Origin of the sequence: Micromonospora sp. WMMD730 (assembly GCF_049178955.1) — a bacterium.
In the GTDB taxonomy this organism is placed as follows: domain Bacteria; phylum Actinomycetota; class Actinomycetes; order Mycobacteriales; family Micromonosporaceae; genus Micromonospora; species Micromonospora wenchangensis.
In genome coordinates, this window is the sequence record NZ_JBMHML010000002.1 from 425659 (window position 1) to 445993 (window position 20335).

17 protein-coding genes are annotated in these 20335 nt (G+C 73.6%); 8 read left to right on the forward strand and 9 right to left on the reverse strand.

From position 1 onward, the window contains the following. Positions 1-23: 23 nt before the first annotated feature. Together ACN265_RS01975 and ACN265_RS01980 are read right to left on the reverse strand one after the other, a co-directional pair. Positions 24-692, reverse strand: coding sequence for a potassium channel family protein (locus tag ACN265_RS01975; RefSeq protein ID WP_232377629.1), 669 nt, complete (start codon positions 690-692; stop codon positions 24-26). Next, positions 682-2016 carry a TrkH family potassium uptake protein gene (locus tag ACN265_RS01980; protein ID WP_420115296.1) on the reverse strand — a complete coding sequence of 445 codons (1335 nt, stop codon included), beginning with the start codon at positions 2014-2016 and terminating at the stop codon, positions 682-684. Before ACN265_RS01980 ends, ACN265_RS01975 begins: the two co-directional genes overlap by 11 nt. A 193-nt stretch (positions 2017-2209) precedes the next feature. On the opposite strand from ACN265_RS01980, the gene ACN265_RS01985 reads away from it, so the two are divergent. Together ACN265_RS01985 and ACN265_RS01990 are read left to right on the forward strand one after the other, a co-directional pair. Beyond that, positions 2210-3343 (forward strand): glycerophosphodiester phosphodiesterase, encoded by a 1134-nt coding sequence (locus ACN265_RS01985; protein WP_421405848.1) that lies wholly within the window; start codon positions 2210-2212, stop codon positions 3341-3343. A 277-nt stretch (positions 3344-3620) separates the two neighbouring features. Beyond that, positions 3621-4376 carry a DUF5131 family protein gene (locus ACN265_RS01990; RefSeq protein WP_421405850.1) on the forward strand — a complete coding sequence of 252 codons (756 nt, stop codon included), beginning with the start codon at positions 3621-3623 and terminating at the stop codon, positions 4374-4376. A gap of 30 nt (positions 4377-4406) precedes the next feature. Here the strand turns inward: ACN265_RS01990 and tcmP are convergent, their stop codons facing one another. Continuing rightward, entirely contained in the window at positions 4407-5582 is a 1176-nt protein-coding gene (tcmP, locus tag ACN265_RS01995) for a three-Cys-motif partner protein TcmP (RefSeq protein ID WP_421405852.1), read from the reverse strand. Between the two features lie 367 nt (positions 5583-5949). On the opposite strand from tcmP, the gene ACN265_RS02000 reads away from it, so the two are divergent. Together ACN265_RS02000 and coaD are read left to right on the forward strand one after the other, a co-directional pair. Further along, positions 5950-6483 carry a DUF6817 domain-containing protein gene (locus ACN265_RS02000; protein ID WP_421405854.1) on the forward strand — a complete coding sequence of 178 codons (534 nt, stop codon included), beginning with the start codon at positions 5950-5952 and terminating at the stop codon, positions 6481-6483. Then, positions 6480-6962: a pantetheine-phosphate adenylyltransferase gene (gene coaD / locus ACN265_RS02005; RefSeq protein ID WP_421405855.1), complete on the forward strand. Its 483-nt coding sequence runs from the start codon at positions 6480-6482 to the stop codon at positions 6960-6962. Before ACN265_RS02000 ends, coaD begins: the two co-directional genes overlap by 4 nt. Before the next feature lie 402 nt (positions 6963-7364). Here the strand turns inward: coaD and ACN265_RS02010 are convergent, their stop codons facing one another. Next, positions 7365-7568 (reverse strand): hypothetical protein, encoded by a 204-nt coding sequence (locus ACN265_RS02010; RefSeq protein ID WP_420115298.1) that lies wholly within the window; start codon positions 7566-7568, stop codon positions 7365-7367. Between the two features lie 197 nt (positions 7569-7765). Here ACN265_RS02010 and ACN265_RS02015 point away from each other — a divergent pair, with 197 nt between their 5' ends. Both ACN265_RS02015 and ACN265_RS02020 read left to right on the forward strand, forming a co-directional pair. Next, a complete protein-coding gene (locus ACN265_RS02015) occupies positions 7766-10039 on the forward strand; it encodes a DEAD/DEAH box helicase (protein ID WP_421405856.1) in 2274 nt (757 codons plus the stop codon). A gap of 252 nt (positions 10040-10291) precedes the next feature. Beyond that, on the forward strand, positions 10292-11491 hold the full coding sequence (locus ACN265_RS02020; protein WP_421405857.1) for a hypothetical protein: 1200 nt from the start codon (positions 10292-10294) through the stop codon (positions 11489-11491). 64 nt (positions 11492-11555) lie between these two features. Here ACN265_RS02020 and ACN265_RS02025 read toward each other — a convergent pair whose 3' ends face one another. Continuing rightward, on the reverse strand, positions 11556-11972 hold the full coding sequence (locus tag ACN265_RS02025) for a helix-turn-helix domain-containing protein (protein ID WP_088644737.1): 417 nt from the start codon (positions 11970-11972) through the stop codon (positions 11556-11558). 241 nt (positions 11973-12213) lie between these two features. Between ACN265_RS02025 and ACN265_RS02030 the strand changes: the two genes are divergently transcribed. After that, positions 12214-12639, forward strand: coding sequence for a hypothetical protein (locus tag ACN265_RS02030; RefSeq protein WP_204924807.1), 426 nt, complete (start codon positions 12214-12216; stop codon positions 12637-12639). A gap of 7 nt (positions 12640-12646) precedes the next feature. Here ACN265_RS02030 and ACN265_RS02035 read toward each other — a convergent pair whose 3' ends face one another. The 4 genes from ACN265_RS02035 to ACN265_RS02050 all read right to left on the reverse strand — a co-directional run bounded on the left by ACN265_RS02035 (position 12647) and on the right by ACN265_RS02050 (position 16993). Next, a complete protein-coding gene (locus ACN265_RS02035; RefSeq protein WP_421405858.1) occupies positions 12647-13837 on the reverse strand; it encodes a class I SAM-dependent methyltransferase in 1191 nt (396 codons plus the stop codon). A gap of 211 nt (positions 13838-14048) precedes the next feature. Then, a complete protein-coding gene (locus ACN265_RS02040; protein WP_421405859.1) occupies positions 14049-15767 on the reverse strand; it encodes a DEAD/DEAH box helicase in 1719 nt (572 codons plus the stop codon). A gap of 294 nt (positions 15768-16061) precedes the next feature. Then, the gene (locus tag ACN265_RS02045) at positions 16062-16289 is read right to left on the reverse strand and encodes a DUF3107 domain-containing protein (protein ID WP_088644741.1); all 228 of its coding nucleotides are present in this window, start codon (positions 16287-16289) and stop codon (positions 16062-16064) included. A gap of 65 nt (positions 16290-16354) precedes the next feature. Beyond that, a complete protein-coding gene (locus ACN265_RS02050; protein ID WP_204924810.1) occupies positions 16355-16993 on the reverse strand; it encodes a TetR/AcrR family transcriptional regulator in 639 nt (212 codons plus the stop codon). 1196 nt (positions 16994-18189) lie between these two features. Here ACN265_RS02050 and ACN265_RS02055 point away from each other — a divergent pair. After that, the gene (locus ACN265_RS02055; RefSeq protein WP_421411320.1) at positions 18190-20313 is read left to right on the forward strand and encodes a hypothetical protein; all 2124 of its coding nucleotides are present in this window, start codon (positions 18190-18192) and stop codon (positions 20311-20313) included. Positions 20314-20335 lie beyond the last annotated feature (22 nt).

Below are 20335 nucleotides of genomic sequence, written 5' to 3' on the forward strand. Positions count from 1 at the left end.
GTCGCGGCGGGAGGTCGGTGCGGTCAGCGTAGGGCGGCGAACCGCTGCACCTGGGCGATCCCGCCCTCGACGACGAGGATGCTGCCCGGTCCGAGCACCGTGTCCGGGTCGGCGTACCGGAAGCGTTCCCCAGCCGGTTTCGCGCCGACCACCATCACCCCGTAGCGTTCCTGCACGGCCAGGTCCCGCAGCCGGTGGCCGACCAGCGGCGGGGGCACCGGCACCTTGGCGATGGCGAAGTCGTCGCCGAACTCCATGAAGTCGAGCATCCGGCTGACGATCAGGTGGGCCACCCGTTCCCCGGTCTCCGCCTCCGGGAAGACCACGTGGTGGGCGCCGACCGAGGCGAGGATCTTGGCGTGTTTGCGGGACGTGGCCCGCGCCCAGATCTGCGGTACGCCCACCTCGGTCAGTGCCAGCACGGTGAGCACGCTGGCCTCCACCGAAGCGCCGATGGCGACCACCACCCGGGTGAAGTCGCCGATGCCGAGCTGCCGCAGCGCCTGCTCCTCGGTGGCGTCGGCCTGTACCACCCGGTCCAGCGACACCGACCATCGCTGCACCCGGTCGGGGTCGCGGTCCACGGCGAGCACCTGGTGGCCGAGCCGGGTCAACGCCCCGGCCAGGTGGCAACCGAACCGGCCCAGCCCGATCACGGCGATGTCGCCGTCGCCCTCGTCCCTAGCCGACAACGGGTTGCTCCTTCGGATAGCGGTACAGCCGGCGTCGGGTGTTCAACGCGATCGCCGAGCCGAGGGTGAGTGGCCCGATCCGCCCGACGTACATCAGCACGGTGAGCACCAGTTGCCCCGAGGGGGGCAGGTGCGGGGTGAGCCCGACGGTGAGGCCGGCGGTGCTGAACGCCGAGGTCACCTCGAACAGCGTCTCGTTGGACCGGACGTCGGTGGTGAGCACGGTCAGGCCGAGCGTGCCGACGGTCACCAGCGCGACGCTGAGCAGGGCCACCGTCAGTGCCTGGCGTTGGCTGGCCACCGCGATCCGGCGGCGGCCCACGGTGACGTCCGGCTCGCCGCGCAGCTCCGCCCAGATGACGAAGCCGAGCAGGAAGAACGTGGAGACCTTGATCCCACCGGCGGTGCTGGCGCTGCCACCACCGATGAACATCAGGGCGATGAGCAGCGGGTAACTCTCCTCACGCAGTGCGGCCACGCCGATCACGTCGAATCCGCCGGTACGGCTGAGCGCGATCTGGGTGAACGTGGCGAGCAGCTTGTCCGGGGTGTCGTAGGTGCCGATGGTGAACGGGTTGTCCCACTCGGTGGTGAGCAGCCCGACGAAGCCCACCGCCACCAGCACCACACTGCCCCAGACGGTCAGCTTGGTGGCCACCGCCCAGCGGCCCGGTCGGCGACGCTGGCGGAACGCCTCGAACAGCGCGGGGAAGCCCAACCCGCCGACGACCGCGCCGAACGCCAACGGCAGCGCCACCCACGGGTCACGGGCGAAGCCGACCAGCCCGTCGGTGTAGAGGGTGAAACCGCCGTTGTTGAACGCCTGGATCGAGTGGAACACCCCTGACCACAGCGCCCGGCCCGGGGGATAGTCGTAGGCGAGCCGGAGCCGGGCGGTGACCACCGCGGTCATCACCAGTTCGCAGCCGAACACCGTGCCGGCGATGCGCAGCAGCAGCCGGCGCAGGTCGGCCGGGCCGTACTCGGCCGTCTCGGCCTGCACCAGCAGCCGGTTGCGCAGCCCGAGTTGCCGGGTGACCGCCAGGCTGACCAGGGCCGCGCCGGTGAGGATGCCCAGCCCGCCGACCTGGGTGAGCACGGTGATCATCACCAGCCCGAACCCGTTCCAGTAGTTCGGGGTGTCGGTGACCGCCATGCCGGTGACCGAGACCGCCGAGGTGGCGGTGAACAGCGCGGTGACCGGCGGGGTGTAGCGGTGCGCGCTGGTGGCCCAGGGCAGCATCAGCAGGCCGGTGCCGATCGCGATCGTCACCAGGAAACCGAACGGCACCAGCCGGACGGGGTGACGAAGGAACCGGCGCACCAGACAATCCTGTCGATTCCGGCGGGATCGGGTCGGTGAATCGCGTATCCCGGCCCGGTCCCGGTTTCCCCGCAGGGTTCACCTGGCGGCCAGTCGGCGACCAACTGGCGGTCAGCCGCGCCCGGTCTGCTGTGAGCGCCCGTTGGGGCGTACCGGCGCTCGGCCGGGTGCCCATACGACCAAGGAGACCGCGTTGCGACGTACCCTTTCCGCTCTCGGTGTGGCCGGCGCGCTGCTCGCCGTGGCCGTCGCCGTCCCGGTGGCCGTTCCCGGCGCCGCCTCGGCCCGCGAGGACGACGCGGACCGCGCCGACCGGGCCACCCACCGGCCCCTGGTGATCGCCCACCGGGGGGCCAGCGGCTACCGCCCGGAACACACCCTGGAGGCGTACCGGCTGGCGATCCGGATGGGCGCCGACTACATCGAACCCGACCTGGTCTCGACCCGGGACCGGGTGCTGGTCGCCCGACACGAGAACGAGATCTCCGGTACGACCGACGTGGCGGCCCGCCCGGAGTTCGCCGGCCGCAAGGCCACCAAGACCATCGACGGGGTGCCGGTCACCGGCTGGTTCACCGAGGACTTCACCCTGGCCGAGCTGAAGACGCTGCGGGCCAAGGAGCGGCTGCCCCAGGTGCGGGTGGCGAACACCGCGTTCGACGGCCGGTTCGCGGTGCCCACCTTCCAGGAGGTGCTGGACCTGGCCCGCGCCGAGTCGAAGGCGCGGGGCCGCACCATCGGCGTCTACCCGGAGACCAAGCATCCCACCTACTTCGCCTCGATCGGGCTGCCGCTGGAGGAGCCGCTGGTCGCGGTGCTGCGCCGCAACAAGTTGACCCACCGCGACGACCCGGTCTTCATCCAGTCCTTCGAGACCGCCAACCTGCGCACGCTCGACCGCATGATCGACGTGCCGCTGGTCCAGCTCCTCGACGCCACCGGCCGGCCGTACGACTTCACCGCCGCCGGTGACCCGCGCACCTACCAGGACCTGGCGACCGCCGCCGGCCTGCGGGGGATCGCCCGGTACGCCGACGGGGTCGGCCTCAACAAGAACCTGATCATCCCCCGGGACGCCACCGGCAAGCTGCTCGCCCCGACCACGGTGGTCCGCGACGCGCACCGGCACAAGCTGCTGGTGCACGCCTGGACGTTCCGCGCCGAGAACCAGTTCCTCCCGGTCGACTTCCGGATCGGTGCCGACCCGAACGCCCGGGGCGACATCACCGCCGAGTACGAACTCTTCCTCGGTCTCGGTTTGGACGGCGTCTTCGCCGACCAGCCGGACACCGCCGTCGCCGCCCGCGCCGGCCTCCCCACCCGCTGACCCCCGCCCTCCGCGCTTGGCCGGGGCTGGGCTTGATCGACTCAATGGGGTCCATGTAGCGGTGTCCGGTCGACCCGGACACCGCTACGTCGGCTCAGAGGAGTGGATCAATCAGGGAACCCGTGGTGTAGGGGACACCCGCCCGCTACCCCTGACCCTGCCCATCGTTCGTGACGATGGGAGCTCATCGAAAAAGATCGGTCGGAACGCCGCTCGGCCCTTCCTGGGCGTACGGATGTTCGACAAGATGGGCTCTTCGCGATCGGAAGGAGGGCGCATGGCAGACAAGAGCGCAATCGAGTGGACGGAAGCGACCTGGAACCCGACCACCGGATGCGACCGGATCTCCGCCGGGTGCGACAACTGCTACGCCATGACGCTTGCCAAGCGGCTGAAGGCCATGGGCTCGGTCAAATACCAGACGGATGGTGACCCGCGCACCTCCGGCCCCGGGTTTGGTGTCGCACTGCATCCTGACGCCCTGGACATCCCTCGACGCTGGCGAGAGCCACGGACGGTCTTCGTCAACTCCATGTCTGACCTCTTTCACGCGCGCGTTCCCGTTGAGTATGTGCAACGGGTGTTCACGGTGATGCGTGAGACGCCTCGGCACACCTTTCAGGTCCTCACCAAGCGGGCTGCCCGGTTGGCCAAGATCGCCCCACAGATCGACTGGCCCGCCAATGTCTGGATGGGAGTAAGCGTGGAGGACGAGTCACAGCGTGAGCGGATCGACCACCTTCGGCAGGTGCCGGCTGCGTTGCGTTTCGTTTCGGCCGAGCCGCTGCTTGGTCCACTGCCCGGCCTCGACCTCGCCGACATCGACTGGTTGATTGCTGGCGGAGAGTCCGGCCAGGGTTGTCGTCACATGGATCCGTCGTGGGTTCGCGACCTGCGGGATCAGTGTGTGCGGGCGGGGACGGCGTTCTTCTTCAAGCAGTGGGGCGGGCGCACGCCCAAGGCCGGCGGGCGGTTACTGGACGACCGGACCTGGGACGACATGCCGACGCCTCGAATGCTCAGCGCGGTATGACGGCGGGATGCGCGGCCCTGCCCCGGCGTATCACGGTCGCCAGACGAGTTCTCTCCAGAAGTCGCCGGTCCCCGGGTGGTTGATCAGGCCTTGGCGGTGCAGGGATTTGGTGGCTTGCCGTACGTGCGGCACCCAGGCCTGCCCGAGCACGTCACCGTAAACCTGGGGCACTCGATCAACCATCCGGAATGACTCGTCGGGTCGCAGCATCCTGAGAATGTTCCGCTCGACGGTTCGTGACCAGCGGAGGGCGTTCTCGGATTTGTACTGCTCGGCGTCGAAGACCGGACCGTCACCGAACAGGGTTTCCGAAGAGCGCTCGCCCCGTCGGAACTGTTCCTGCACCCAGGCCTCCTCCCACTCGACGCCGGCCTTTCCCAAGGTGTCGGCGAAGTGCCAGGCGCCTTCGCCGTTTCTGGTGAAGAGAGCAAGCACGTACTTCGGCGACAGGCCGGGCCGTGGCCGTACCGGCATCTGCACGGCCTGGTAGTCGGATCCCTTGGTCAGATCCTGTGCGTATCTTGCGGCGACGCGCAACGCGACGTCGGTGGCACGCTGTTCGTCGCCTCCGTCCGAGACCTTCGAGAAGTAGTCGCGCCACCAGTTGCCACCCAGAAACCGGTCCAGCCGGTCGGCGGTCCGCTGGTCGCTGCTGGAGAGCCCGCCAAGTCTCTTTCCAGCTAGGTGGACCGCTCGTCCCATGCGAGCCACCGAGGAAACGCTGAAATGTAACAGGATCTCGGTGGGTGGCCAGTTCGGGCGGCCGAGGAGGTGGGTCCTGATCAGATCGAAGTCGAGGGCGGGGCCGAAAGGGTCGAGAAAGGCGAACAGGGAAGCCCCCTTTGCCCGGGCCAGCAACTCGGGGAGGTGTTGGTCAAGGCTGCCTTGACGTAGCACTCGTTGGACAGTGCCACCCTTGAGCCGCAGCACCTCCTCCAGATTCGCGAAGCTGTCCGGGTCCTGCTCTACGAAGAAGGCGAGCACTTCCCGAAACCCCTGGACGAACTCGGCGCATCGGGAGAGCAGGAGTGGTGAGCCAGGTTCTCCGCCCTGGTACTCGCCCCGGCCGGCGTAACCGTCGAGGAAGACGATCGGGTTCTCCTGCCCCGTCTTCGAGGCGAACACCACCGGGTACCGCTTGAGGATGCCGTGCTTGAGCACCGCTGCGGCTTTTTTTGACCGGAAAAACTCGTCGTTGGCAGACACCGCATCTCCCCACGTTGATCACTTTTGGTGATGCGAAGATAGCTCTCTGTCGGCAGGGCTGCGGACCGAGTGAAGCCGAGTCTCATCCATCTACTGTGGGGCAGCCTGGCTGAGCAGCGAAGATTCGCTTGAGAGGGGCGAGCGGCGGTGTGCTTCCGTCCATGATCTGACAGCGGTGCGGCGCGGGACGCTCCACACCTCCCGGCGCGCTCGGGCGGTCCTTCCGGGCGGTGAGTGTGGTCCGCCGATTCGGTAGCTGGCAAGGAGACTCGCAGGCAGGCGGCTGCCGGGCGTGCCCGGGGTGGTGTGGCTTTTGCCCTTGCCCTTGGGGCGGCGGGTTCGGCGGGCGATGCCTACAGTCGGGCCTATGGGGAGCGACGACCGCGTGCGGGGCTGGCTCCGCCGGTACGGCACCGAGCAGATCGCGCATCCCGGCGGCACCCTCTATGCCCACCTGTGCCGGGTCAGCGAACGGCTCGCCGCGCTCGGCTGCGCCGGTGACGTGCAGGTCGCGGGGCTGACCCACGCCGCCTACGGCACCGACGGCTTCGACCTCGCCCTGCTTGACCGGGCCGACCGTGCGGTGCTGCGGGACCTCGTCGGTGCCGAGGCCGAGGAGATCGTCCATCTGTACGGTGCCTGCGACCGCAAGCGCACCTGGCGGAAGCTGGCCGAGGCCGGCCAGGTGTTCGACCGCTTCACCGGCCAGGTGAGCACGCCGGACGCGGCGCGGCTCCGGTCGTTCACGGACCTGAGCATCGTCAACGAGCTGGACGTCGTCGAGCAGGATCCGACGGTGGCCGACCGGTACGGCGCGTACTTCCGGGAGCTGTTCGCCTCCTGGGCCCCCCTCGCCTCCGCCCAGGTCAGCCGCGACGCGCAACGGGTCCTGGGGCCGTGACGCCCGCCCCGCCGGCCGGGCCGCCGCTGCCTGCCTCACCCCCCGGTCTGGTGCGGGTGCGCGCGGTCTATCCCGGCAGCTTCGATCCCTTCACCCCTGGGCACCTGGACGTGGTGGACCGGGCCCGCGCCCTCTTCGACGAGGTGGTCGTGCTCGTCGCGGTCAACAGCAGCAAGAATCCGGGTGCCGACGAGCAGGAACGGGCCGCCGCCGTCCGGGCCAGCCTGCCGGCCGGCTGGACCTCCGTCACCGTCGCCGCCTGGCGCGGGCTGACCTCCGCCTACTGCCTCGGGCACGGGGCGGGGGTGATCGTCCGGGGCGTGCGGAACACCACCGACCTCCAGGCCGAATGCCGGCTCGCCGCGATGAACCGGTCGCTGGGCGTCCCCACGGTCTTCCTGCCCGCCCAGCCCGAACTGGCGGCGATGTCGTCGACCGTCGTACGCACGCTCGGGAAGCCGCTGCCGCGATCGGGGTAGCTGTGGTCCAGCCTGTCAGATTGTGGAGAGTGTTGTCGCCTGGGCCCGCAACAACTCTCCACAATCCAACGGCCCGACTGGTGGAGCCCCCCTATGGGGAATGACGCGGGCGGTGGGCCGGTGCGCCTCCCTGACTGCCGCCGGCGCGTCCGTGGGTGGTGTGGCAGGTGCTGATCCACGCCGTGTCCCGACGTGGCGGTGTCTTGCCGGCCGGACACCGCTACATCGGCTCAGGGGAGTGGTGTGACGCCGGAGCCTGGGGCGGGCGAGGGCACGGCCGCCGGGGTCGGCGTCGGGCGGGGTGGAATGCGTCGATCCGAGGCGGGTGGAGGATCGGTCGCCGCCGGGGTAGGGACGTGGATCAGTGGCCACCGGCGCGACGGCGTACCGCCGGGAGTCCGGTCAGAGACTCCCGCCCCCGGTGCTGCGGAGGTTACTGCCGTCCGGCGGGTTCCGGTGGTCGTCCAGGCGGCGGCGGGCCTGCTCCGATGCCGCCAGGTCACGTACCTGCTGGTCCCCGTCGGTCGCGGACCGGCGGCCACGACGCCACCATGCCACGGCTGCGAGGGCCGCGAGTACGACGACGAGGATGATGAGCCAACGCATGCCTGCCTCCAGAGGGTGAGGGCTCTGCCACCCAGGGTGGCCCCTGGGGTCAAGGACCACCAACAAGGCGCCCCGCCCCGCCCGGTCGCCCCGGTGATCAAGAACTTTGCGTCACCCTGAGCGCGGATCATGACGCAAACCTCTTGATCAACTGCGTGGGAGGTCGGGGTGTCCGGTCGGGGTGGTAGGAATGCCGGATGAGTGGGGATCGGACGGCGGTACGGGAGCGGGCCGAGGAGGTGCTGCGGCGGCTGGCCGGCGCGCACGCCCGGCTGCGGGAGGACCAGTGGCGGGCCATCGAGGCGCTGGTGGTGGACCGGCGGCGGGTGCTCTGCGTGCAGCGCACCGGGTGGGGCAAGTCGGCGGTCTACTTCGTGGCCACCGCCCTGCTGCGCGAACGCGGCGAGCACGGGCCGACGGTCATCGTGTCGCCGCTGCTGGCGTTGATGCGCAACCAGGTGGAGGCGGCGGCCCGCGCCGGCATCCGGGCCCGCACCATCAACTCCGCCAACCTCGACGAGTGGGACGAGATCACCGCCGAGATCCACGCCGGCACGGTGGACGTGCTGCTGATCAGCCCCGAGCGGCTCAACAACCCCGACTTCCGGGACGCCGTCCTGCCGAGGCTGGCCGCCACCACCGGGCTGCTGGTGGTCGACGAGGCGCACTGCGTCTCCGACTGGGGGCACGACTTCCGGCCCGACTACCGCCGGCTGCGTACCTTCCTGGGCAACCTGCCGGAGCGGACCCCGGTGCTCGCCACCACCGCCACCGCCAACGAGCGGGTGACCCGGGACGTCGCCGAACAACTCGGCACCGAACCCACCCCACCCACCGCCGACCACCACCCACCCCGCGCCGCACCCCCCGCCGACCGCGCCGTGTCGCCCGCCGGGCCGCGCGCCGACGGCGGTGCGCCGACCGCCGAACCTGCCACGTCGCCCGCCGACGCAGGCAAACGACGGGCCGACGTGCTGGTGCTGCGGGGCACCCTGGACCGGGAGTCGTTGCGCCTCGGCGTGCTCGACCTGCCCAGCCCGGCTCACCGGCTGGCCTGGCTCGCCGACCACCTGGACGCGCTGCCCGGTTCGGGGATCATCTACACGCTCACCGTGGCGGCGGCCACCGAGACCGCCGACTTCCTGCGCGGGCGCGGCTGGTCGGTGGCCTCGTACACCGGCCAGGCCGAGGACGCCGACCGCCGCGCCGCCGAGCAGGACCTGCTCGACAACAAGATCAAGGCGCTGGTGGCGACCAGTGCGCTCGGGATGGGGTTCGACAAGCCCGACCTCGGTTTCGTGGTGCACCTGGGTGCGCCGCCCTCGCCGATCGCCTACTACCAGCAGGTCGGCCGTGCCGGTCGGGCCGTCGAACACGCCGAGGTGCTGCTGCTGCCCGGCGTCGAGGACGCCGCGATCTGGCGCTACTTCGCCTCGCTCGCCTTCCCGCCGGAGGAGCAGGTACGCGCCGTGCTGGCCGCCCTGCACACCGACCGGCCGCTCTCCACCCAGGCTCTCGAACCCATCGTCGACCTGCGCCGGACCCGCCTCGAACTGATGCTCAAGGTGCTCGACGTCGACGGCGCGGTCCGCCGGGTGCGCGGCGGCTGGCTCGCCACCGGCGAACCCTGGACCTACGACGAGGCCCGGCTGCGCCGCGTCGCCGAGGCCCGCACCGCCGAGCAGCAGGCCATGCGCGAGTACGCCGCGACGCCCGGCTGCCGGATGCGGTACCTGCGGGACTGCCTCGACGACAGCGGGGCGGACGACTGCGGCCGGTGCGACCGCTGCGCCGCGCCCCTGTTCACCGCCGACGTGTCCGACCCCGCGCTGACCGCCGCGCAGACCTTCCTCGGTCGCCCCGGGGTGCAGATCGCCCCCAAGAAGCTCTGGCCGACCGGCCTCGACGCGGTCGGGGTACCGCTGAAGGGGCGGATTCCGCCGACGGAGCAGGCGTTGGCCGGTCGGGCCGTGGGGCGGCTGTCCGACCTGGGCTGGGGTGGCCGGCTGCGTGCCCTGGTCGGCCCCGGCACGGCCGACGGCCCGGTGCCCGACGACGTGGCGGCGGCCGTGGTGGAGGTGCTGAAAGCCTGGGCCCACGGCGACGACCCGTGGCCGCGCCGCCCGGCCGGGGTGGTCGCGGTCGGCTCCCGCAGCCATCCGACCCTGGTCGCGTCGCTCGCCGAGCGGATCGCCACGGTCGGTCGGCTGCCACTGCTCGGCCTGGTCATCCCCACCGGTCCGGCCGGGGGCGGCGGGCCGCGCGGCAACAGCGCCCAGCGGGTACGCGCCCTGCACGACGCCTTCACCGTCACCGACGAGCTCGCCGGTGCGCTGGCCGGGCTGGACGGCCCGGTGCTGCTCGTCGACGACCTGGTCGACTCCGGGTGGACGATGACGATGGCGGCCCGCCTGCTGCGCCGGGCCGGCGCCCCCGACGTCCTCCCGCTGGCCCTCGCCGTCGCCGGCTGACCCAGGCCCGGGTCGATGGTGGCGGTGAGCGGCTCCGCCGGGGGGTCGACCACCGGCCGATCCGGCTCGGGTCGACCGAGGCGGCGAGCGGCCATCCCACGCCGCCGGCAGCCGGTGGGTCGATCCGGGTCTCGGACCTACCGACGGTCGACGGGGCGGGCGGAAAAGTTCCCCGGCCGGCCGTGATGCGACCGCCGCCACGGTGTCCGGCCGTCGCCCCGGTGCCGGCGGGGTCGACGGTACGGTGGGCGAATGGCCGACCAGCGATCCGTCACCCGGCCCGCCGGCCCGGCAGGCCACGGCGGCCCGGCCCCCGACCAGGACACCGGGGTGGGCCGGCCGGGCCGGGGTGCCGACGCGGGCACCGCGCGACCGACGGACCAGCAGGACCGGGGCAGCGACGCAGGGGTCGCGCAGCCGGCGGACCAGCAGGACCGAGGTAGCGCGCAGCCGGCGGACCAGCAGGAATCGGGCGGCGCGGAACCCGGCGGATGGACCCTGTCAGCCGGGACTACGGCCGGGGACGGGGCGTCGACGATGGGGCCGGACCGGGCCACGTTGCGGCTGGCGCTGGTGGTGGGCGGTCTGGTGCTGGCCGTCCTGCTCGGCTTCGGGCTCGGCCGGGCCAACGGGCGGCCGACCGACCGCACGGCGGCGACCGCCGCGACCGCCGCCGGAGACCACACCCACGCTCCGGGCACCGGGGCGCACCAGCACGACGGCACCGGCGGGGACTCCTCCGGTGATGCGGCGACCGGCCTGTCCGTCAGCTCCGGCGGTTACACACTCGCCCCGTCGGGCGGGGAGTTCACCGCCGGGCGGGCCGGTGAACTGCGGTTCCAGATCCGCGACGCGCAGCGCCGGCCGGTCACCCGGTTCGCGATCGTGCACGACAAGCCGATGCACCTGGTGGTGGTACGCCGTGACCTCACCGGATTCCAGCACCTACACCCGACGATGGCCGCCGACGGCACCTGGTCGATCCCGCTGACCCTGCCGCAGCCGGGCGTCTGGCGGGCATACACGGATTTCACGGCGGTCGCCGACGACGGCCGGCAGACCCCGGCGACGCTGGGCGTGGACCTGGTCGCCCCGGGGGAGTACGCGCCCCGCCCGCTGCCGGCCCCGGCCACCCGGGCGGCCGTCGACGGGTTCACCGTCGACTACGAGGGCACCCCGCAGGTGGGCGCCGCCGTGCCGCTGCGGTTCACGGTCCGGGACCCGGCGGGACGCCCCGCCGCCCTGGAGCGCTACCTCGGCGCGTACGGGCATCTGGTCGCCCTCCGCGAGGGGGACCTGGGCTACCTGCATGTGCACCCGGGCCCGGGGCCGGCCACCGACACGGTGACGTTCTGGCTGACCGCGCCCGGACCCGGCAGCTACCGGATGTACCTGGACTTCCAGGTGGCGGGCGTGGTGCGCACCGCCGAGTTCACCCTGACCGTGCGCTGAGGCCGGTGGCCCCGGGCGGGCGGGCCCCGGCACGGCCCGGATGGACCGGGGGACGGCGCGGCGGTCAGCCGGCGCGGCGGACCGGGCGGCGGGCCAGGTAGCGCAGCAGGTCCCGGATGTGGTGTTTCTCCTCGGCGGGTACCGCCGGATCGGCCAGCCGGTCGAGGATCACCCGGACATCCGCCTCCACCGGCCCGTCGTCGGCGCGGCGGCGGGGGGTGGGCCCCGAGTCGGGCAGGCCGAGCGCCCGGAAGGCCGCCGCGACCGGCAGGTCGAGGGCGGCGCAGAAACCGCGCACCTTGGCCAGCTCGGGGTAGTCCTGCCAGTCACCGGCGAGCCAGCGGAACACGGTGGACCGACCGACACCGGTGTGGGCAGCGAGGTCGCTCACCGTCCAACCCCGCTCGTCACGGGCGTCGTCGATGGCCCGTCGCACGAAGCGGGCGAACGCCATCTGGGGTGAAACCTCTGTCGAACCCATGCCTGGAGATCGTCCTCTTCGGGTGGGAGCCGGGGTGTCCGGTGCGCCCTCCGAGGGTAGTACGACGACGGTCCGGTGCAATTCCCCGTACCGGTCGTCCGAGCGCCCGTACGACGTCCACCCGGGGTAACGGCGCAGGTCGTGGCCGGTTGCGGTGCCGGTCGTGACGCAGCGTCAGTTGCCGTAGGTCAATTGAATCCGGCGGGTCCGTCCACCCGTCGCGCATCCGGTGAGGAGCAGCATGGCCGAGTCCGACCGTCCGGTGCCGCACCGCCCGGGTGCGGTCAGCCTCTTCTTCGTCGTCAAGGCGGCGGTGTTCGCCCTGGGTTTCTGGAGCTGGCTGCTGGTGTTGGTGTTCACCGGTGACGCGGTGACCGGGGCGCACGTGCTGGCGGCCGCCGGCGCCGTCACCACCACCCTGGTGGGGGTGCTGCTCGGCGTCCGGCTGGCCCTGCAACGCAGCGCCGCTGTCCGGCACGCCGAACTCAAACGGCTCCTGGTTGACATCTCCTGGAACGCGTTCGCCGCCGCCGGCAACGCCGAGCTGTCCGGCACCGTGGTGCCGTTCCCCACCGCGCCCGGCGACGACGAGCGGGGGCCGCGTCAGCGGATCTCCTCGATCGTCGACCGGGGGCCGGGGGAGCGCCCCGGCGGCCGGCGGCGCTGAACCCGGCTCAGCGCGGCGCGGTGACCGCCCCGCCGTCCCGCACGGCGTCCCCGTCCGGGTCGGCCAGCAGCGTGGCCAGTCGCGGGGTCACCTGCCACTGGTCGACCAGTTGCCGGTACTCGGCCGACTGCGGGTCGCCGCCGCCGGTGCCGGTCCGGCGGGCCCGGATCAGCAGGTTCCGGGGGGTGTGCCGGGAGTCGACGAACTCGACGACCTCGGCCCGGTAGCCGTGCGACCGCAGCAGCCCGGCCCGCAGCGCGTCGGTGAGCACGTCGGCGAAGCGTTCCCGCAGGATGCCCTGCCGGGTCAGCAGCTCGTACGGTGCCGGGGCCGGCCGGGCGCGTAGCTGCGCCGCGAGGTCGTGGTGGCAGCACGGCGCGGCGAGGACCCACCGGGCGTTCCAGCGCACCGCGCGGGCCAGCGCCTCGTCGGTGGCGGTGTCGCAGGCGTGCAGGGCGAGCACCAGGTCGGGGGCGGGTTCCACCACCGCGTCGGCGATCGTCCCGGCCACGAAGGTGACCCGGTCGGCCCAGCCGAGGCGTTCGGCCAGCTCGCTGTTGCGCTGCCGTTGGTCCTCCCGCACGTCCACCCCGACCAGTTCCACGTCGAGCCCGCGGGCGGTCAGGTAGCGGTAGGCGGCGAAGGTCAGGTAGGCGTTGCCGCAGCCCAGGTCGACCACGCGCAGCCGCCCGGTGAGGTCGTCGGGCAGGGTGGCGGCCAGCGCCCGCAGGAAGGCGTCCACCTGCCGGCGTTTCGCGGCGTTGCCGCCGATCTCGGCGAAGATCGGGTCACCCGGGTCGAGCAGGTACTCCTTGGCCCGGTCGTGGTCGTCCGCCGGCGCGGCCGGCCGGCTGGCCGTCGCCCGGTGCACCTGCGCCTCGCCGGACTTGGTCACCCGCAGCTGGAGGGTCGCCCCGGCGGTCTCCACGTGCCAGTTGCCGAAGGGCTCGGCGAGCAGCGCGTCGACCGCCGCGCCGGCCTCCGCGCCGGGGGCCACGTTCCGGGTGTACGGCCGGGCGCCGTCGGACGTGGAGATCTGCAACCGGGGGCCGGCCTTGAGGGCGACCGGGCGGAGTTCGGCCCGTACCACCGAGGGGCGCTGGCCCCGGCGTCGGCCGGCGGCGACGGCACGGGTCAGGGCGGGGTCGAGCAGCAACGCCCGGACCTCGGTCAGGGCGGCGTCCAACGGTTCCGGCATGGGTCCATCATCCTTTCCACCCCGGCGGCTGCCGCTCCCGGCCCGCCCCGGCTGGGACGTCGGCCACCGGTGTGTGCCGCCTCCGGGCGGGCTCCGGCAGGGGCGCGGGGCCCGGTAGGGCGTGGGGCCGCCGGGGCGACGTGTCCACGGGCGCAGACGGGACATCCCCCGGACCGTCGGACGGCCGGGGGATGTCGTCGGTGCTGTCGGGTCAGTCGGCGGTGGCCTCGGCCGGCGCGTCCGCGCCGGAGCCTCCCCCACCGCGCCGGCGACGGCGGCGACGCGGCCGGCCCGGCTCACCTTCGGTGGCCGACCCGGCGGCGACGGCGGGCTCGCCGGTCGCGCCGGCGGCGGTGTCGGTGGACCCGCCGGTGGTCACCGTGGTCGACTCGCCCCCGACCACCTCGCCGGCCCGGCGACGACGCCGGCTACGAGGGGTACGGGTGCCTTCCTCGGCGGCCTCCACCGGCGTTCCGGTGGCGTCCGGCACGTCGGAGTCGGGGCGGGCCCGACGCCGGTCACCGCGTCCACCGCCCCGGCCGCTGCTCTCGCCGCGCCCCCGGCTCTCGCCGCGCCGACCGCCCCGGCCACCGCTCTCGCCCCGGCGGGGCCGCCCGCCCAGGTCCTCCTCGACCTCGGCGGAGAGCCCGGCGCGGGTCCGCTCGGCGGTCGGCAGGGTGCCGGTCATCTCGGGGGAGATGTCCAGGTCGGTGTAGAGGTGCGGGGAGGTGTGGTAGGTCTCCGGCGGCTCGGGCATGTCGAGGCCGAGCGTCTTGTCGATGATTCGCCACCGGGGCATGTCGTCCCAGTCGACGAAGGTGACCGCGACCCCGGTCGCCCCGGCCCGGCCGGTACGACCGATCCGGTGGGTGTAGGTGTCCTGGTCCTCGGGGCAGTCGTAGTTGATGACGTGGGTGACGCCGCTGACGTCGATGCCCCGGGCGGCCACGTCGGTGGCGACCAGGGTGTCGATCTTGCCGGCCCGGAACGCGCGCAGCGCCCGTTCCCGCGCGCCCTGGCCCAGGTCGCCGTGCACGGCGGCCACCGCGAAGCCCCGGAAGTCGAGGTCCTCGGCGACCCGGTCGGCGGCCCGCTTGGTCCGGGTGAAGATCATGGTCAGCCCGCGCCCCTCGGCCTGGAGGATCCGCGCCACGATCTCGATCTTGTTCATCGAGTGGGTGCGGTACGCCAGCTGCTGGGTCTGCGGGGACGGGCCGGTCTCGGCGGTGTGCCCGGCGTGGATCGTCACCGGCCGGCGCAGGAACCGCCGGGAGAGGGTGACGATCGGGTCCGGCATGGTCGCCGAGAAGAGCATGGTCTGCCGGTCCTCCGGCAGCATCGCCAGGATCTTCTCGACGTCGTCGAGGAAGCCCAGGTCGAGCATCCGGTCGGCCTCGTCGAGCACCAGCGCGCGGACCCGGTCCAGCCGCAGGTGCTTCTGCTTCTGCAGGTCCATCAGCCGGCCGGGGGTGCCGACCAGGATCTCCACGCCCTTGCGCAGCGCGTCGATCTGCGGCTCGTACGCGACGCCGCCGTAGATCGGCAGCACCCGGACGCCCCGGGTACGGCCGGCGGCGGCGAGGTCCTTGGCGACCTGGATGCCCAGCTCGCGGGTGGGTACGACGACAAGCGCCTGCGGCACTCCGTCACTGCCCTCGCCGGGGGCCAGGAGCCGCTCCAGCAGCGGTACGCCGAAGCCGAGGGTCTTGCCGGTGCCGGTCGGCGCCTGCCCGATCATGTCGGTGCCGCGCATCGCGATCGGGATCGCGTACTCCTGGATGGCGAAGGCGCGGGTGATGCCCGCCGCGGCCAGGGCCTCGACGGTCTCGGGTCGCGCGCCGAGCGCGGCGAACGTGGGGGCCTCCGGGCGGACCGGGGCGGTGGGGGCCAGTTCCTGGCCCTCCAGTTGGTCGAGAATCTGTTCGCTCATCTGGATCTGGGGGTGCCCTCTCGTGGTGCGCCCCGTGGTGTCCTCAGGGCGCGGTCGGTATGGCGTGGGCCACGCGATCGACGGCGGAGAATCGCCGTGTCAGACCGGGCCGCACGCGCGCCGTGGGCAGGACTTCGATCAAATCGGCGCCCACGGCAACTACCTCATCCTACCCGAGCGGGTGGGTACACACCCCTGACCTGGGTGGTCGGCTTTTCGGCAGGGGTGAAAAATGTGACCCGCGTCACCGGGTCGCCCTGCGGCGGGCAGCGCCCGCCGCAGGGTCGGACCGGTTCAGCGAACGGTGAAACCGACCGCGCGGGCGGACGCCTCGGCGATCTCGACGTAGGCGACCTTGGTGACCGGCACGATGACCCGTCGACCCTTCTCGTCGGTCAGGGAGAGCGTCCCCTCCGCCTTGGCGAAGGCGTCGGTCACGATCTGCTCGATCTCGGCCGGCGACTGCGCGCTCTCCAGAACCAGCTCGCGCGGCGCGTACTGCACGCCGATCTTGACCTCCACTGTGCCTCCTCAGGTGGGCGAGATAGCCGCCGATCGGAAGGCTATCCGATCTCGGGGCCGGATGTTCAGGCCGACTCACCCTGGAGCGGGAAGCTCGCGATGCCCCGCCACGACAGGGCCGCGACCAGCGCCTCCGCCTCGGCCTTCGGCACCTGCCGGCCACCGGCCAGCCAGAACTGGGCGGCGGTCTCGGCCGCACCGACCAGGCCGGAGGCGAGCAGCTCGGCGTGGGCCTGGCTGACCCCGGTGTCCGAGATGATGGTGTCGGTGATCGCCGCGATGCAGCCCTGCTCCACCCGCTCGACCCGTTGCCGCACGGCCGGGTCGTTGCGCAGGTCGGATTCGAAGACGAGCCGGAACGCCTCGCTCTCGTGGTCGACGAAGTCGAAGTACGCCTGCACCGACGCGCCGACCCGCTCCTTGTTGTCGTTGGTGCCGCGCATCGCGTCGTGCACCTTGGCGACGATGGCGTCACAGTGCGTGTCCAGCAGCGCCAGGTACAGATCCATCTTTCCCGGGAAGTGCTGGTACAGCACCGGCTTGGAAACCCCGGCCCGCTCGGCGATGTCGTCCATGGCGGCGGCGTGGTACCCCTGCGCCACGAACACCTCCTGCGCCGCCGCGAGTAGCTGCTTACGGCGTGCCGAACGGGGCAGCCGGGTGGGCCGGCCGGCAGTCTGCGCACCGTTCCCCACAGCGGTCATGGGAACCTCCGAGTTTCGTCATTCCAGCCGGCACTTTTACCCCGTACCGGTCAGGGCACTCACCCCGGCCCCGGAATTGGCCCGCCGCTGTAACTTATCGCCACTGTCACCACACGGTAGCCTCAGCGGGGGCGACCAAGGAGCGCGCGGTGAGTGAAACAGGGCAACCCGGTGCCGCCACCCCGGGAGAGCACGGCGACGGGACGGGTCAGCAGGACGACCTGGCCCGTTCCGCCAGTGGGTGGGCACCTGCGACCGGGTGGTCCGGCGGCGACGCCCCGGGTTACCGGGAGGCCGGGTCGCCGTGGAACCGACCCGATCCCGCCGGGGGCTGGGGCGGCCAGCCGGCACGGCACGGTGATCTACCTGCGCCGTTCGCCACCCCGCCCGCCGAGGAGGAGACACCCCGCAACGGTCGGGCCCACCGCAATGGTCACGACTCGGCACCGGATTTCCCGGCCCCGCTGCGTCGCCCGGTGAGCGCCCCGCCCGGCGGGCCGGGGCACCCCGTCGCCGATCCCCGGGTCACCGACGGTGACCGGCTGGTCGTGCCGGCCCCCCGGCCGGCGTCCCCGACCGGGCCGCCCGATCCGGAAGCCGCCCGGCACGCCTCCGACGACCCCGCCGCACCCCGGCCGGCCCACTGGCCCGCAGGCGACCTGCCCACCTCGGCCCCACCCGCGGTGCAGGTCCCCCCGGTGGGCACCGCCGCCTCCGGCTTCGAGGTGCCCCCCGGCTTCCACGCCCCCGAGCGGGGCGGGGCCGGTTCCGCTCCGGGCGACGACCCCCGCGACCGCTTCGCCGGGCCGTTCGGGCCAGGCGGGACCGACCGCCCCGAACCCACCGCCGGCACCGGGCCGTCCGGGACGGACCCCCGGGGCGTCGGCGCGCGCGGTGCCGGGGAGCCGTCGCCGGGCGAGCGCCGGGCGACCGCCGGGCCGGACGAGCCGGACTGGTCCGGACCGAGTTGGAACCGGCCGAGCTGGGGCGGGACCTGGGCACCCTCCTGGTCGCGGGACGAGGAACCCCCCGCCGGCCGACGGACCCGTGCCGAACGCGCGGCGGAGTGGTCGGCCGAGCCCGCCCGGCCGTACGAGCCGGTGCGTGCCGAGCCGGCCCGCCCCTACGAGCCGGTGCGCGCCGAGCCCGCCCGGCCGTACGAGCCGGTGCGCTCCGAGGTGCCCCGCCCGTACGAGCTGACCCGGACCGAACCGGCCACCCCACCGACCCTCCCGGAGCCCACCGCGGAGCGGCCCGGTCGGGAACGGCCGGCCGCCGAGCGGGTCGCCCCGGGGCGTCCCGGTGTCGACAACCCCGAGCGCGCCTGGTCCGGGCACACCGGGGAACACCCCCTGCCGAACCGGGACGAGCGCGCCGACCGGCCGGAACGGCACGAGCCCACCGACCGCTCCGAGCGCGACCGGCCCGGCCCGGACTGGTCCGAGCGGGGCACCCGACCGGAGCGGGACTGGTCCGACCCCGCCGGGCGGGACTGGGCCGACCGTTCCGGGCGGGACTGGGCCGACCGGTCCGAGCGGGACTGGGCCGAGCCGTCCGGGCGGACCTGGTCCGCTTCCGGCGAGCGGGACCGGTCGCCGGTCGAGCCGTCCGCGCCGCAACGGTTGCACCCCGCCGACCGGCCCGGCTGGTCGACGGGGGGATCCGCCGAGGCGCCCCCCGCACCCCGGGACGTGCCGGCCGGCCCGCCGTCCCCGCCCCGGGACGAGCCCGCCGGTCGGGCCGAGCCGGGTGCCGTGCCGCCCCCGACCCGCGACGAGCCCTCCGGCCTGCGGGAGGAACGGGCCGCCACGCTGCCCGCCGCCGTCCGCGCCGACCAGCCGTTCCGGCTTCCGCGCGACGAACCGTCGCCCCGGCCGGCGACCCCCCCGGCCGTCCGCGCCGACCAGCCGTTCCGACTCCGGTCGGTACCGACCGAGCCGGCCGCCCCCACCGACCTGCCCGGCCACCCGCCGGAGCCCGCCCCCACCGCCGGTGCCCCCGCCACGAGCGGGCCACGCCGCCTGGACCAGATCGCCGCAGCGCCCGCCCCGACGAGCGCGCCCCCCTACGCGGCCCGCCGATCCGCGCCCGACCCGCTGACCACGACCGAGCCGGTGGTGGACGGACGGAGACCGGACCGGGGCACGGTGGTGCTGCCGCAGCGCGTCCCCGCCGAACCGGACGTGCCCGTCGTGCCGGAGCCGCCAGCCGTGGAGCCCCCCGCCGAGACCCCGGAACTCGCCCGGATCGCCACCCACCTGCGCCGCGACGACGAGCCCGCGCCGCTGCGGGAACGTCCCGAGGGCTTCGACGTCAACGCCATCCTGGACGCCGTACGTGAGGTGGCCGGGGTCCGCGACGCGGCGCTGCGACGTACCCCGGCCGGGGCGCACAGTCTGCGGCTCGACCTGTCCGACGGGGCCGACCCGGCGGAGGTGAGCCGGCTGGTGGCCCGCCTGCTCCAGGAGCGGATGGGTCTCGCCGCCGCACCGCAGAGCCTGTCCGGTGAACCGAGCGCCGCGGTGCCGCCGCCGATGCGCCGCCGTACCGGTGAACCCCGCGTCGTCGAGCCGACCGCCGGGCTGCCGACCCCGGCGGCCGAGCGGCCGGCCGGTGATCCGGCCCGGTCGGCGGCGGAGCCACCGGCCGCCGGGGCGCGCACCGACACGGCGACCGGCGGCCCGGCGCGTGACGCCGAGGACCCGCCGGCAGAGCAGTCACCGACGGTGTCCGGGGTGCCCCGGCGACGCCGGCAGTCGACCCCGCACCGGGGCCGGGCCAGTGTGGAGGAGACCCTCCCGGGGGCCCTGCCGCCCACCGGCAGCCCGGCGACGCTCAACGCGTCGTACTCGGGCGGGCAGATGACCACGACGGAGACCGCGCCCTCGCGCCCGCTGGACACCGGCGGCGTGCCGGGGCCCCGGGTGGTCATCGACCACGTCCAGGTGAGCACCTTCGGCCTGGACGCCAACGTCGAGGTACGCCTGCTCACCGCCGGTGAGCCGGCCTCCGGGCACGCCACCGGCCCGGCCGTGGACGGGTACGTCCTGCGGCTGTGCGCGGTGGCCGCCGCCGCGGCGGTCGACGAGTTGCTGCGGCACGCCGAGCGCACCGCCGAACGGGGGCGGTGCTTCGTCGAGCACGCGGCCGTGGTGCCGTTCGGCAACTGCGAGGTGGCGACCGTGGTGGTGCTGCTGGTCTGCGACGGCTGGGTGGAGCAGCTGGCCGGGTCGGCGCTGGTCTCCGGTGACCCGCGTCAGGCCGTGGTGCGGGCGACCCTGGCGGCGGTCAACCGTCGCCTGGAGGCGTTGCTCGCCTGATCCGTCACATTGTCGGTACGGG

Excerpts from the sequence above, each read along its gene's own strand:
- ACN265_RS01990 (WP_421405850.1), top strand. The coding sequence starts at position 3,621 with ATGGCAGACAAGAGCGCAATCGAGTGGACGGAAGCGACCTGGAACCCG.
- ACN265_RS02000 (WP_421405854.1), top strand. The coding sequence starts at position 5,950 with ATGGGGAGCGACGACCGCGTGCGGGGCTGGCTCCGCCGGTACGGCACC.
- ACN265_RS02010 (WP_420115298.1), bottom strand. The coding sequence starts at position 7,568 with ATGCGTTGGCTCATCATCCTCGTCGTCGTACTCGCGGCCCTCGCAGCC.
- ACN265_RS02015 (WP_421405856.1), top strand. The coding sequence starts at position 7,766 with ATGAGTGGGGATCGGACGGCGGTACGGGAGCGGGCCGAGGAGGTGCTG.
- ACN265_RS02020 (WP_421405857.1), top strand. The coding sequence starts at position 10,292 with ATGGCCGACCAGCGATCCGTCACCCGGCCCGCCGGCCCGGCAGGCCAC.
- ACN265_RS02025 (WP_088644737.1), bottom strand. The coding sequence starts at position 11,972 with ATGGGTTCGACAGAGGTTTCACCCCAGATGGCGTTCGCCCGCTTCGTG.
- ACN265_RS02030 (WP_204924807.1), top strand. The coding sequence starts at position 12,214 with ATGGCCGAGTCCGACCGTCCGGTGCCGCACCGCCCGGGTGCGGTCAGC.
- ACN265_RS02035 (WP_421405858.1), bottom strand. The coding sequence starts at position 13,837 with ATGCCGGAACCGTTGGACGCCGCCCTGACCGAGGTCCGGGCGTTGCTG.
- ACN265_RS02040 (WP_421405859.1), bottom strand. The coding sequence starts at position 15,767 with ATGAGCGAACAGATTCTCGACCAACTGGAGGGCCAGGAACTGGCCCCC.
- ACN265_RS02050 (WP_204924810.1), bottom strand. The coding sequence starts at position 16,993 with ATGACCGCTGTGGGGAACGGTGCGCAGACTGCCGGCCGGCCCACCCGG.